At 51.7% G+C, this 13,649-nt stretch carries 8 protein-coding genes; 6 read left to right on the top strand and 2 right to left on the bottom strand.

All coding sequences use genetic code 11. The annotated features are described in order from the left end of the window. Positions 1-1,635 carry a M1 family metallopeptidase gene (locus J0A68_RS07900; protein ID WP_206577634.1) on the top strand — a complete coding sequence of 545 codons (1,635 nt, stop codon included), beginning with the start codon at positions 1-3 and terminating at the stop codon, positions 1,633-1,635. A 182-nt stretch (positions 1,636-1,817) separates the two neighbouring features. Here the strand turns inward: J0A68_RS07900 and katG are convergent, their stop codons facing one another. Both katG and J0A68_RS07890 read right to left on the bottom strand, forming a co-directional pair. Further along, positions 1,818-4,118 (bottom strand): catalase/peroxidase HPI, encoded by a 2,301-nt coding sequence (katG, locus tag J0A68_RS07895; RefSeq protein WP_236021396.1) that lies wholly within the window; start codon positions 4,116-4,118, stop codon positions 1,818-1,820. A 209-nt stretch (positions 4,119-4,327) separates the two neighbouring features. After that, positions 4,328-5,770, bottom strand: coding sequence for a M20 family peptidase (locus J0A68_RS07890; protein ID WP_206577633.1), 1,443 nt, complete (start codon positions 5,768-5,770; stop codon positions 4,328-4,330). 116 nt (positions 5,771-5,886) lie between these two features. On the opposite strand from J0A68_RS07890, the gene J0A68_RS07885 reads away from it, so the two are divergent. From J0A68_RS07885 to J0A68_RS07865, 5 genes are all read left to right on the top strand, one after another. Then, positions 5,887-6,141, top strand: coding sequence for a hypothetical protein (locus J0A68_RS07885; protein WP_206577632.1), 255 nt, complete (start codon positions 5,887-5,889; stop codon positions 6,139-6,141). Between the two features lie 393 nt (positions 6,142-6,534). Continuing rightward, on the top strand, positions 6,535-8,559 hold the full coding sequence (locus J0A68_RS07880; RefSeq protein WP_206577631.1) for a M13 family metallopeptidase: 2,025 nt from the start codon (positions 6,535-6,537) through the stop codon (positions 8,557-8,559). A gap of 195 nt (positions 8,560-8,754) precedes the next feature. Beyond that, positions 8,755-9,012 carry a type II toxin-antitoxin system Phd/YefM family antitoxin gene (locus tag J0A68_RS07875; RefSeq protein ID WP_206577630.1) on the top strand — a complete coding sequence of 86 codons (258 nt, stop codon included), beginning with the start codon at positions 8,755-8,757 and terminating at the stop codon, positions 9,010-9,012. Then, positions 9,013-9,279 carry a Txe/YoeB family addiction module toxin gene (locus J0A68_RS07870; protein WP_206577629.1) on the top strand — a complete coding sequence of 89 codons (267 nt, stop codon included), beginning with the start codon at positions 9,013-9,015 and terminating at the stop codon, positions 9,277-9,279. Between the two features lie 162 nt (positions 9,280-9,441). Next, a complete protein-coding gene (locus J0A68_RS07865; RefSeq protein ID WP_206577628.1) occupies positions 9,442-13,572 on the top strand; it encodes an ankyrin repeat domain-containing protein in 4,131 nt (1,376 codons plus the stop codon). Positions 13,573-13,649: the final 77 nt, after the last annotated feature.

Below are 13,649 nucleotides of genomic sequence, written 5' to 3'. Positions count from 1 at the left end.
ATGAAATCACCGCTACGACTACTCGGCGTTCTCAGCCTATCCTTGATGACATTTTCGGCCTTTTCCCAGCAGCAGCCCAGCCGGGCGGACACGCTGCGTGGGAGCATCACGCCGCAGCGCGCCTGGTGGGATCTGGGCTATTACCATCTGTCGGTGGAGATCTTTCCCGAGACCAAATCCATCAAAGGAACCAACCTGGTCAAGTATCGGGTAAAAAGCGAAAACCAAACGCTTCAGATAGACTTACAGGAGCCTTTGGCCATCACTGCCGTGACGCAGGACGGTGAAACACTCGAGGTGACAAAGGAAGGAGCGGCACACTTGATCTCCCTAAATAAGAAGCAGAACCCGGGTCAAGTCGAGGAGATTCTCATTTCCTACGAGGGTCAGCCCAAAGAGGCCGTGCGTCCACCCTGGGACGGAGGCATTACCTGGCAAAAAGACGCCAACGGTAAGCACTTCATCGCCTCATCCAACCAGGGCATAGGCTCCAGCATCTGGTGGCCCAGCAAAGACCATCCCGCCGACGAGGTGGACAGCCTTCGGATCAGCGTGACGGTGCCGAATGAACTTATGGACGTGTCCAATGGCCGACTCGTCAAAACCGAGAAAAAAGGCAAAACCACGACCTACCACTGGGAGGTCAAAAATCCCATCAACGACTACGGGGTCAATATCAACGTGGGCGACTACGTGCATTTTGCGGAAAAGTATGCCGGGGAAAAGGGCGAACTGGACATGGACTATTATGTGCTGCGTGACAACCTAGACAAGGCCAAAGTCCAGTTTCAGGATGCGGGCCGGATGATGAAAGCCTTTGAGCACTGGTTTGGGCCGTATCCCTTCTACGAGGATGGATTCAAGCTGGTGGAAGCGCCTTACCTCGGGATGGAGCACCAGAGCTCCGTCACCTATGGCAATGGCTACCAAAACGGCTATCGCGGCCGAGACCTCAGCGGGACGGGCTGGGGAATGAAGTTTGACTTTATTATCATCCACGAGGCGGGTCACGAGTGGTTTGCGAACAACATCACCTACCAGGACGTCGCGGACATGTGGATCCACGAGAGCTTTACCAACTATTCGGAGAGCCTTTTCCTCGACTATCACTACGGCAAGGAAGCTGGTCAGGAGTATGTGCGCGGTACACGCATGGCCATCGCCAACGATATCCCCATCATCGGCAAGTACGGCGTCAATCAGCGTGGCTCGGGTGATATGTACTACAAGGGCGGAAACCTCCTGAACATGCTTCGCGAGATCCTCAACGACGACGAGAAGTGGAGAGGCGTATTGCGGGGGCTGAACGAGGAATTTTACCACCAAACCGTCACCACCCAGCAAGTAGAAGATTACATCTCCCAAGCCTTTGGGACGGATCTTCAGCCAGTTTTTGACCAATATTTAAGAGACGTTCGGATTCCAATTTTGGAGTATTACTATTCTGACGAACAAACACTCAACTATCGCTGGATCAATGCGGTAGCTTCCTTTGATATGCCGGTAGACGTGGCGTTGGGCGAAAAGAAAATCCGCATCAGCCCCACCACCAAGTGGCGACAAATGCAAGTGGATGGTAAAACTCCGCTGACCGTCGATCCGGATTACTATGTGGGTGTGGAGAAAATGAGGTAGTTGGTAGTCCATAGTTGTTAGTCCATGGTCCATGGTTGATAGTCCATAGTCCAAAGTCGGAACCCTCCAAGGGTTTTGAACCCTTGGAGGGTGATGGGGCAAGATGATGTCTCGTGCAGTCTTTGGGATAAAAAAAGGCAGCCCGAGAGCCGCCTTTTCATTTTTATAACTTCAATTCAAAATCAAGCCAGATCAAAGCGATCCAGGTTCATCACCTTGCTCCAAGCAGCAATGAAGTCCTTGACAAACTTCTCCTTGGAGTCCTCGCAGGCATATACTTCCGCGATGGCACGAAGCTCAGAGTTGGAACCGAAAACCAGATCCACCCGTGTTCCGGTCCACTTGACGACTCCGGACTTGGTATCCATGCCCTGATAGATTCCCTCTTTCCCTGGAGATGCAGACCAGGCAGTCCCCATATCCAGCAAGTTGAGGAAGAAATCATTGGTCAGGAATCCAGGTCGGCTCGTGAACACGCCATGCTTGGAGTGGTCAAAATTCGTGTCCAATACCCGCATGCCACCAACCAACACCGTCAGCTCGGGGGCGGTCAGGGTCAGGAGCTGGGCCTTGTCGATCAGCATTTCCTCGGCGGAAACCCTGAACAGCCTTTTGCTGTAATTGCGGAATCCGTCAGCCAGAGGCTCCAATACATCAAATGCTTCTACGTCCGTCTGTTCGAGCAGGGCGTCTGCACGGCCGGGAGTGAAAGGCACTTTGACGTCAAATCCTGCGTTTTTAGCGGCTTTTTCCACACCGGCACATCCTGCCAGGACGATCAGATCCGCGAGGGAAATCCTCTTGGCACTGGTCTCATTGGCATTGAAGTCACTTTGGATTTTTTCCAGGGTAGCCAAGACCTTGCCCAGCTGGGCCGGATTGTTGACTTCCCAGTCTTTTTGTGGGGCAAAACGGATGCGAGCGCCATTGGCACCGCCTCGCTTGTCCGAGCCACGGAAGGTCGAAGCCGAAGCCCACGCCGTACTCACCAGCTCGGAAATGCTCAAGCCGGAAGCCAGGATTTTCGCCTTCAAGGCATCAATCTGCTCCTCTTCCACAAGTGGATGGGTGACGGCAGGAATAGGATCTTGCCAGATCAGGTCTTCCGCAGGCACCTCTGGACCGAGGTATCGGGCTTTTGGCCCCATGTCCCGGTGGGTCAGCTTAAACCAAGCCCTGGCGAAAGCATCCGCAAACTCGTCGGGATTTTCCAGAAAGTGACGGGAGATCTTTTCAAAACCAGGATCCAACTTCAGGGAAAGGTCTGTGGTGAGCATCCTTGGCAGGTGCTTCACCGAGCTGTCAAACGCGTCAGGGATGGAAGCCTCGGCGTTTTTGGCCACCCACTGATGTGCCCCTCCCGGACTCTTTTCGAGTTCCCAGTCGTAGGCGAACAGGTTTTCAAAGAAGTTGTTGCTCCATTGGGTAGGAGTTTTGGTCCAGGTCACTTCCAAGCCCGAAGTGATGGCATCCTTGCCTACACCAGAACCAAAGCTGTTGGTCCAGCCAAAACCTTGGGCCTCCAGCGGTGCGCCTTCCGGCTCGGCAGCCACGTATTCGGAAGAAGCCGCACCGTGGGTCTTGCCAAAGGTATGCCCACCGGCGATCAGGGCGACAGTCTCGTAGTCGTCCATCGCCATGCGGCCAAAGGTATCGCGGATGTCTTTGGCGGCAGCTACTGGGTCAGGTTTGCCGTCGGGACCTTCGGGATTGACATAGATCAGCCCCATGTGCGCAGCGGCAAGTGGCTCCTCCAGGTTTCTACCGTGGGTGGCCCCACTGGCGTCGTCGTCGGATACCAGCGTACCTTCTTGCTTGGAAGCACCGGGAGAGCCATGCTCGTAGCGCAGGTCGCTTCCTAGCCAATCTTTTTCAGATCCCCAATACACGGACTCGTCGGGCTCCCATACGTCCTCTCGTCCTCCGGCAAAGCCAAAGGTTTTGAATCCCATGGATTCCAGCGCGACGTTGCCGGCGAGGATCATCAGATCAGCCCAAGAGATCTTTTTGCCATACTTCTGCTTCACCGGCCAGAGGAGACGACGGGCCTTGTCCAGGCTGACGTTGTCCGGCCAGCTGTTGAGCGGGGCAAAGCGCTGCATGCCTGCTCCTCCGCCCCCGCGACCGTCGTGAATACGGTAAGTGCCGGCGCTATGCCAGGCCATTCGGATAAAAAGTCCCCCATAATGTCCAAAATCAGCTGGCCACCAGTCCTGGGAATCGGTCATGACCTTGTGCAAGTCCGCCTTGACGGCTTCCAGATCCAGGCTCTTAAACTCCTCCGCGTAGTTAAAGTCCTTGTCCATGGGGTCGGATAGGGAGGAATTCTGCCTCAGGATGCTGACTTTTAGCTGGTTGGGCCACCAGTCCCTGTTTCTTGTCCCGGCACCTGCGGGTTGCTTGGCTTCAGCAGGGGGCGCCGAGTGGCCAAAGGGGCATTTACCAGCTCCTGCACTCCCGTTGTGGTCTTTCATTTCTGACATAGTATGTTAGTTTAAAATGGTTATTTAAGGTAAGTACTTTTAAAACTTAAGCCAAGATAAACCCTATCCGGCCCATTTGTCAAATTGATTGTATTTATGGATAGATAGTTTATCTCTATCTGTAAAGGCTAAATAACTAATGATGGGGAGGGTGCAGTAGAAAAACGCTGGAAACCCTAGAGCCTGTTTTTCCCAAAAACCACTGCACACTACTGGCTGCTAAGCTGCTTCATCAGTTGGTAGGTGAACTGGATAATCTCCAGGTAGTTTTCCTTGGAGATCTTCTCGTCTATGCCATGGAAGCGCGTCATTCCCTCTGGCGAAATGCGGATCGGATAGTAGCGATACACCCCGTCCGAGATTTCATAGAAGTACCGGGCATCGGTCCCACCTGCGATGAGACCCGGTACCACCACCGACTCCGGAAAAACCGAACGCACGGTGCTTTCCAGCAGCTTGTATTCCTTGGTATCTATGCTCGATGAGGGTGAGGGATTGGTCAGAAATCCGACAGGCTCGACGCGAATCTTGTCGCTGACGGTCGCTTCGATATGGGCCTTTACCGACTCGATGTTCTCCCCGGGCAAAATCCGGAAATTGATCGTGGCCTCGGCCACCGTAGGGATGACGTTGTTTTTCACCCCGCCATCGATGATGGTGGGTGCGGTGGACGTGTGGGAATTGAGCGCCTCCAGTACCGGACCCTTCAGTAGCCAAGGGTTGGCGAAAGCCATCCGCTGGAGGAAGGGGAGCTCGGGCCCCAGGTATTCCAGCTGATATTCCACAGGCTCTACGAGGCGGTAAGGAAGCTGGTTGTTCTCCAGATCGACGATGGCCTGGGCCAGCATGCCGATGGTGTTTTCACGGGGAGGGGAGGAGCTATGCCCTCCCTTGGTCTCTACGATCAGGCGGAAAGAGGCAAAGCCCTTTTCGGCCACATTGATCATCGAGATGGGCTGATCCACGCCGGGGACCATGCCCTCCGCGATAAAACCGCCCTCGTCCAGGGTGAAAGAGGCCCGCACGCCGAGCGTCTTCAGATGCTCGGCGATCTTGGCGGCGCCTTTGCCACCCCCGACTTCTTCGTCGTGGCCAAAGGCAAAATAGATCGTCTGCTGGGGGACAAAACCTTCCTGGATCAGCATTTCGGCACTTTCCAAAAGCGCCATCAGGGAGCTTTTGTCGTCTAGGGTACCGCGCCCGATGATATGGTCCTCGGTGATTTTCCCCTCAAAGGGAGGAGCCTCCCACATGCCCAGCGTGGGTTCGTCCACGGGAACGACATCTTGGTGGGACATGAGCACGATGGCCTTTTGTGAGGGATCCGCGCCCTGCCAGGTGTAGAGCAGGCTGTACCCGTTGATCTTGGTCAGGCTCATGGTCTGATGGACAAGGGGAAAAGCCTCCTCCAAAAACCGATGGAAACCGTTGAATGCCGCCGAGTCCGGGATCGCATCTTCGTTAAACGAAATGGTCTGAAACTGGATGGCAGCAGAAAGGCGCGGAAAAACCTCCTCCGGCACATCCACGGCGGTGATCGGGAGGGGATCTACCTGCTTGGAACTGAGGCGAAGGGTGTTGAAGACCAAGATGGCCGCCAGCATCGCTAATACAGCCAGCAAGGCAAAAAAAAGGTTTCTGATTTTCTTCATAAGGCAAGGTGGTTTGGAAAGGTGGTTTTGGTGAATATAGGGCCTATCGGCGAAAAATGGAGTGAGCCGTAGCGGCAGAAGTGGGTAAAAAGGCCTTTCCTCGCTACCTTGCCTCCATGTTTGACAGTCCCAACTATCCCAAGCCGCTGAGCGAAGACATTTTTGAAAGCTGGCTGGAAAATGGCCGAACCAGCAAAATCGGCTACCACTACCTCTTGGTCATCTGGAATGTCTATGACGAACAGTACCAGCCCCTGTACCTGGAAGACCGCGAAGCGATCGAGGGCTACGAGCTGTATCCCAATGCCCGGGGCGCCGAAGCGCTGATTGCTGCCTACGATCTGTATTCCGAGGCGAGGATTTCGATATGATTGGAATATTGTGAAAGTTGGAAGGTGGTAAAGTGGGAAGGTGGTAAAGAGTCCGATGTCGGGTGTCCGGTGACCGATGTTTTTTAATGGGAAAATTGGATTCGAGAGTTGGAAAGTGGTAAAGTGGCAAAGTTGTAAGAAACTTCAGACACTACCCAAAAACGCCGTAAATCGTATTTCGTAAATCGTACATGCGCAAAAGACATCTTCCGCGAAGCTCTCAGATGCAAAACAAGGGTTGCCTTATATATGGCTGACCGGAGTTCCGGAAAACTTCGTATCCCGATAGTCATCGGGACGTATTTCGTAAATCGTAGATCCAACGACATCCGACATCGGTCATCCCTCATCCAACTTTTTTCTTTAGTTTAGGGCTAAAACCATCCCCACCTTATGAGAAACCGATTTTTGGCAGGCCTGATCCTTTTGGCTGCCTGCAACAGTTCCAGCCAAAACTCCAACGAAAGCGAATCCCGCCAGTTTGTCGAGCTGGCAGGCATAGACTCCACCATCCGGCCCGGCGACAACTTCTTCATGCACGTCAACGGCAAGTGGTACAACAGCGCCGAGATCGACGCGGACCAAGTGGGAGTTGGGTCTTACTCTTTTTTGAACATTCCCCAAAAGAAGCTCCTCGAAAGCATCCTCGATGAAGTCTCCGCAGCCGAGCATCCCGCCGGCAGCATCGAGCAAAAAGTGGGGGACTTCTACGCCTCCGGCATGGACACTGCGGCGATCAATGCCCGCGGTTTTGAACCCATCCAGCCCCAGCTCGCCCAGATAGAGGCCATCGCCTCCCTGGCAGACCTGCAGCAATACCTGGTATCCGAGATCCAGCACACGCACGAGTCCCTGATCGGCCTGCGCATTTCCCCGGACGACCAAAACAGTACCATCAACATCATCCATGTGAGCCAGACCGGTCTCGGTTTGCCGGATCGGGATTATTATTTCAAAAGCGACTCCGCCACCCTAGGCATCCAAAAGGCCTACCAGACCTACCTTTCCACGCTTTTTCAGCTGACCCGGAAAAGCGCAGGCGATGCCACATCCGCCGCCGCCAAGGTCTATGGACTGGAGAAGCAACTGGCTGAATCCCACAAAACCCGCATCGAGCGCCGCGTGGTCAAGGAAAACTACCACAAAGTCGCCCTCGCCGATCTGGACAAAAAACACGGAAATATTGACTGGAAGGGCTTTTTTGAGGGCTTGGGCCTCAATGCCGACTCCCTGGACATCCGCCAGCCGGCTTACTACGACAAGCTCGACGACATGCTGAAAAGCCAATCCCTGGCCGACTGGAAAACCTACCTCGCAGCGCACACGCTGACTGAATACGCAAACTACCTCAGCACTCCCTTTGCCAATGCGGCCTTCGAATACAACAAGGCCGTGTCTGGGCAGGCCAAGCAGTTGACTCGCGCCCAACAGATGGTGCAGCAGGTAGACCAGCAGCTCGGCTTTGACCTCGGTCAGCTGTATGTGAAGCGGCACTTTGACGAAAACGCCAAGCAAAAAGTACTAGACCTCGTGAACAACCTGCAGAAGGCCTTCGAGCAGCGCATCAACCAGCTGGACTGGATGAGCGACAGCACCAAGACCCAGGCCAAGGAAAAGCTCTACTCCATCACCAAAAAAATCGGCTATCCCGACAAGTGGCGGGAATATCCCGTAGCCATAGACCGGGGGAAATACTTCGAAAACGTCCTGGCACTGCGCAAGGACAATGCACGATACCAGCTAGAGAAGTTTGGTAAGGCTCCGGACAAGACAGAGTGGGGGACTACCCCGAGTACGGTGACGGCCTACTACAATCCCTCCCTGAATGAAATAGTTTTCCCGGCGGGCATTCTCCAGTATCCTTACTTTGACCCCAATGCCGACGACGCGATCAACTATGGCGGCATAGGCATGGTGATCGGACATGAGCTCACGCATGCCTTTGACGATCAGGGGGCGCAGTTTGACAAAGAAGGCAACCTGAAAAACTGGTGGACTGCGGCGGATTACGAGAAGTTCAAGGCCAAAACCCAGCTGCTGATCGACCGCTACGATACCTTCACCGTGCTGGATTCGGTTCATGTAAAAGGCGCCATGACCATAGGCGAAAACACGGCAGACAACGGCGGGATCTATATCGCCTACGATGCCTTCAAGCTCACGGAGCAGGGGCAGGACACGACCAAGATCGACGGACTGAGCCCCGATCAGCGCTTTTGCTATTCCATCGCCCGCATCTGGAGGGTGAAGACCCGCGACGAATTCATGCGCAACTACGTCCAAACCAACTCCCATTCCCCGGCCATGTGGCGTGTGAACGGCCCGCTGATGAACTTCGAGCCCTTCTACGCCGCCTACGGCATCCAGCCCGGCGACGCAAACTACAAGGAGCCGGAGGAGAGGATTAAGATTTGGTAGGGGAGGGATTGAAAAATTGCAAGATTTAAAAATTGAAAAATTAAACCGAGGGCTTCAGGATTTGAATAGGAGAGTGAGACTGTCAGAGGCCGACTCCCCTTTACAAAAGGGGGCAGGGGGATTACGAAAAAAAAGTACAGAATTATGTACAGATAATCGCAACCAATTTTGAAAAAATTAGGTTAATTTGGTTGTATGAAAACTGCAACGATTACAGACTTCAGGGCCAATATGAAAGAACGTCTTCGGGAAATCGAAGACGATCAGGATATTCTGATTCTTTCTGGGCCAAAGAAAAAAGACTTTGTGGTGCTGACGCTGGAGCAATACAATGCCATGGAAGAAACGGCCCACTTGCTGTCCACCCAAGCCAATGCCAAAAGGTTACTCGAAAGTATCGCCCAAGACCAAACAAATGGTGCGACACTCCGAGAACTCAATCTCGACGAATAAATGCAGGTCGCATTCACAGATCATGGGTGGAATGATTACCTATACTGGCAAGAGCACGATGCTGATGTCCTTGAAAAAATCAATGAGCTGATCAAGGAAATCAAAAGAAATCCCTTCAAAGGAAAAGGCAAGCCTGAACCTCTAAAAGGAAATTTGGCTGGTTACTGGTCCAGAAGAATTACCGGAGAACATCGATTGGTTTATCGAGTGCAGGGCTCAGGGGACGACCAGATTCTTAGGATTGTACAGGCGAGATTTCATTATTGAAACCCAAATATGAGAATTTTCACAGCCTACGGCATCCAGCCCGGCGACGCAAACTACAAGGAGCCGGAGGAGAGGATTAAGATTTGGTAGGCACCTAAGAACGACATAACACTCAAGTTGATTTAATACCTAACTCATACTGCTTGGATAAATAAAAAGCCCATGATATCGTCACTCCCTGTTTCCTTGGTATTTTTAGCCGGAAAGACTATTCTGAAGTTTGCCGCAAACAACTCAGGAGAACTTGGTTCTTTCTTCAATTTTTTTAGCGGCATCAGCGATGACCTCCTCCTACGGGACTTTCAGGAGGTCGCAAAAAGGAAGGAGGTGCGAATAAACGGGAGTTTGCACCGGGCCTTTGTTTCCGCAGTCAAATCGAGTGTGGGGGAAGTCGACAGCTGTTTTCGGAAGGATCATGGGCTAAACCTCAGCATTTCCGAACAGCTATCGCAGTTTCCCTCGGACAACAAGATCATCCGGGCAGCCTTGAAAGAGACCTGCGAAAAGGTTTTGGAGGCTTTTTGCGACCCGGATCGAATCAAACTGGCCTACGATCAGCAGGTTCAGATCCATCAGGGAGAGTATTTTTTCCATGATCTGATTGACCAGATGCTGGAAAACGGGCAGAAACTAGAAGCTGGAGAAAAGGTAGATGGCCTGTACCTTTCTTTTAGCAACAAGACGGAGGACAAGCTCCTGGAATTTTTGGACGTGCTGAAAGACAATCTCTACCTGCTATTTAGCGAGTACTTTCTCAAGGAGCTGAAAAGCAACGAGACGGCCTTTCATGCCTATAGCATCCATATCAACCACACCCTGCTGGTGAAGCAGACACAGATCGAAAGCAGGCTGATGGAAGGTTTCAAACGGCTGACCCAGCCTCCGCTTTCCGGATTACTTCCCAATGAGGAGCGAGCCAAGATGGAGTTGTTTACCTACCAGGCCGGCAAATCCCAATACGTTGGCCGGAAGGATGCCGTAGCATACCTCAACAGCTTTTTGGCAGACGGGGAGAAGTTCAGGTGGCTGGTGATCACCGGAGAGGGAGGCTCGGGCAAGAGTCGCTTGGCCTACGAGTGTTGCAGAGATTTGGATGAGTTGGGTTGGGAGGTAGGCTTTTATGAATACGAAAATGATCCAACTTACAGCTTCAACAGGTCATCCTTTGACAAAAACACCCTGATTATCTTTGACTACGTAGGTGTGGGGGACCACTTTGAGAAGGCCTTGAGCGCCATTCGTAATCTCAACGTGGAAGTCAGCAAGCTCAAGCGCGAACTGGAGGGAATTGACCCGAGGTCGGAGACTTATCGCCAAAAGATGCTTCCAAAGGTGCGGTTCGTCCTGCTTGAGCGATTCCTCAACGAACACCAGCTCAACGACCTCAATGACCAAAAGATCCGCTTCAACTATTTCCCCAAAGAAAGCCTCGAACCGGAGACCTTCAGTCAAAAAAGCTCTCTGCAAAAGTATGTGCAGCCCTTCAAGTTGCGAAGCCTGAGCGATTCTGAGCGCTGGGATCTTTTCAGACAGGTGAGTGGCTACTCCGGCGATGGGATCAGGCCAGATGTACTGCGCAAGCTGGCAAGCCTAGACGGCCTGAAAAGACCGCTTTTTGTATTCATCGTAGCGGAAGCTTTCAAAGAAACCGGCAGCCTGCAACTCAAGGATCGAACCGAGGCTATCGAGTGGTATGTCCAACGACTCGAAAGCAGGCGCTGGAGGGGACACCCTTGGTATGCAAATCGCAAAGCACTTAAAAATATGGTTTGGCTGGCGACCGCGGTATCTTATCTCGAACTCAATCCGAATTTCTATAAGATCCTGCGGGAAACCACCGAGGCGGGATTGCCTTGCTTTCCTCAGCTCGAGGAGAACATCGATGACCGGTTGGACGAGTTGTTTTATCGGGAAGAATTGGGAGGACTTATGCCCAAATATCTGGGATTGCAGCCGGATATCGTGGCGGAGTATTTCATCATCAAGCATCTTTTCAGCAGGGATGGATTTGCCTATTTCGAGAAGCTGCTGGAAATATCCTGGACCTATTTTCCCAAGCGAACCCAACTTATGCTCAGCAAAGCAGCCCGGGACTACCGCGACGATCCTGATTTCCAGAAGTTGGCCTCTTATCTGGAAACCCAGGAATACGAGCAGCTTGGGATTTTCTTTTACAATCTTGCCTCCGAATATTTCAATATCGAAGACTATGAGAAGTGCGCCAAATATCCGGATATCATCCTGCGTTTGCTAGAAAGGCAAGTTCCCTCCAATGAACGCAAATACCTGACGGCTTATACCTATCAAATAAAGGGAATGATGAGTCTGTATCAACAACATTACGAGGATGCTTACGAATTTCTGACCGAGTCTTTGGCTTTGAAGGCCGACAATGCCAACGCACACTATGTCATGTTCAACATATTGCTGAACACGGGACAAAAAGACGAAGCATTTGAGGCTTTCAGGGCAGGCCTTGCCTATGACAACAAGAGCCCTTCAGAGGATTTGACTCAGGCAAACCTGCGTTTTTCCCAAGGCAAAGCCGAGCGGGCATGGTATAGCCTCGTGATGGCTTGGATAAAAGAACACAAGGAAACGGCGGATTACCTTCCTCTCCTTGACTACCTGTCTTACATCAAGGGAAATCCGGTAATCCAAAAAATAGAGGAGGTCTTGGCCGGAGAGCATTCGGATCAGGTGATGAGTACTCCGCTGCCTTTCTTGGAGGGGATGACACTGTACGAGTTTCATCCAAATTTTAGTGGATTGCCAGGTTGCTTTTTGCGCTTTGTCGCGGATGGAGACAAGAGAATCCTAAGTATTCTCAACGGTACATCCACCATCATAAGGGGACTGATAGGGCGCCCGGAATTTCATTTGGATGCTGACAACGTGGGCCAATATCTCGAATTCTTCACAGGAAATATCATGGCAGATGCGGGAAGTTTCGAGGTGGTACGCGATCCCGAACTGCTCCCTTTTATAGAAGAGAACGAAATCACTGCGAATACACTAAAATATCTTCAGAGCGAATTGAAAGAGCTGGACACCGCCATCTATCCAGTGACTGAAGGCTGGCAAACCTCAAGGATCCTCTATTATTCCAGCTCGTTTTTCCTGGCCAGATTTCTGGTAAAACCGGGAGGCGAGGTGGTCATGCAGCAGGACATCCCTAAGCATCAGGGCTTTTATATCCAAAATCTGAAAACCTACGGTCCGTTTTACAGATACGAAATGCCCAATTTGATCAAAATTCCCCCCGCTGCGGGTCAATTACAAAAAGACGCCAAATCAAACATCGAAACCTGGATCAAAACCAAAGAAGGCCAGGAGGATGCCCTTTACTTGCTTTCGTTATTTCTGGAGCAGAGGCTTCCCGAGCTTCAGGTGATTTTTGATCACAGCCTCTCCACTGGCTCTGGCTATTTGGCTCCTTTGAGTTTCTACCGAAGCTTGGATCTACTGGAATTTGATTTATGGCAACATGACGGCATCCAGTATTTCACGAGGGCAATCGTCAAGGACGGGGAATACGTCCAGCTATTGGATGGGAAATCCCATCCAATATACGCACTCAACAGTCAGCTGCCAGTGAGACTGAATATTGGCAACGTCGATTCTTACCTGGAGTTCTTTTGCGCTAACCTCCATGCCGATATGGGATTTTTTGACTTGATAAACCATGTATCGGATCTCCGATGGATATCAGGTGTTTCAGATGCTGAAAAAGAAAGAATCGCGTCTTTGGTACAGCTCTGTCTCACTAGGGTAAAAAACCAACCCACCAATGAGGAGAAGGGGCTTTGGTTGACCGAAAGACTGGTGCAATACAGCAATTCTTTGTTTATAACCCCATTTAGCATCTCGAAAAATGGGGTAGTAGCAATGATGAAGGATATCGAAGTGATCTCCGAAATGCCTATCGAGCACAAGCAACAGATCGGCATGCTTCGCTACTACGCGATGCCTACACTTCCTCGCGATTCCGAATCAAAAACCATTACCAATGCCAATGCTGCCTCAGAAAACCTCCTGGAAATAATCCAATGGAAACATCATCACGAAAATCAATCGATAAACAAGCCGGAAACATGCGAGGTTGCGAACTATGAAGCCACAGAATCCACCGCTTTGATCGTGGCGGCCAGAGCTGGTTTTATAGAAATTGTCCAATGGATTCTCAGTCTTCCGGATATAGACTTGGAAGTGAAAGACAGCTTGGGAAAAACTGCGCTTGATTGGGCTACAGAGGCTGGGCATGAGACCGTCGCCCGGCTGTTGCAAAGGTGAAAAGACAAGGAAGTTTTCGGTGTGGAGAATTTCGTACCGCACATGTGTCGTGCCTCGCCTGACAACAATTCCGGCTT

The organism is Algoriphagus oliviformis (genome assembly GCF_017254915.1).
GTDB lineage: Bacteria > Bacteroidota > Bacteroidia > Cytophagales > Cyclobacteriaceae > Algoriphagus > Algoriphagus oliviformis.
Note: the sequence above shows the minus strand (reverse complement) of the source record. Positions and strands in the feature narration are given on the sequence as shown.

Coding starts and splice junctions, on each gene's coding strand:
- J0A68_RS07900 (WP_206577634.1), top strand. CDS start 1: ATGAAATCACCGCTACGACTACTCGGCGTTCTCAGCCTATCCTTGATG.
- katG (WP_236021396.1), bottom strand. CDS start 4,118: ATGTCAGAAATGAAAGACCACAACGGGAGTGCAGGAGCTGGTAAATGC.
- J0A68_RS07890 (WP_206577633.1), bottom strand. CDS start 5,770: ATGAAGAAAATCAGAAACCTTTTTTTTGCCTTGCTGGCTGTATTAGCG.
- J0A68_RS07885 (WP_206577632.1), top strand. CDS start 5,887: ATGTTTGACAGTCCCAACTATCCCAAGCCGCTGAGCGAAGACATTTTT.
- J0A68_RS07880 (WP_206577631.1), top strand. CDS start 6,535: ATGAGAAACCGATTTTTGGCAGGCCTGATCCTTTTGGCTGCCTGCAAC.
- J0A68_RS07875 (WP_206577630.1), top strand. CDS start 8,755: ATGAAAACTGCAACGATTACAGACTTCAGGGCCAATATGAAAGAACGT.
- J0A68_RS07870 (WP_206577629.1), top strand. CDS start 9,013: ATGCAGGTCGCATTCACAGATCATGGGTGGAATGATTACCTATACTGG.
- J0A68_RS07865 (WP_206577628.1), top strand. CDS start 9,442: ATGATATCGTCACTCCCTGTTTCCTTGGTATTTTTAGCCGGAAAGACT.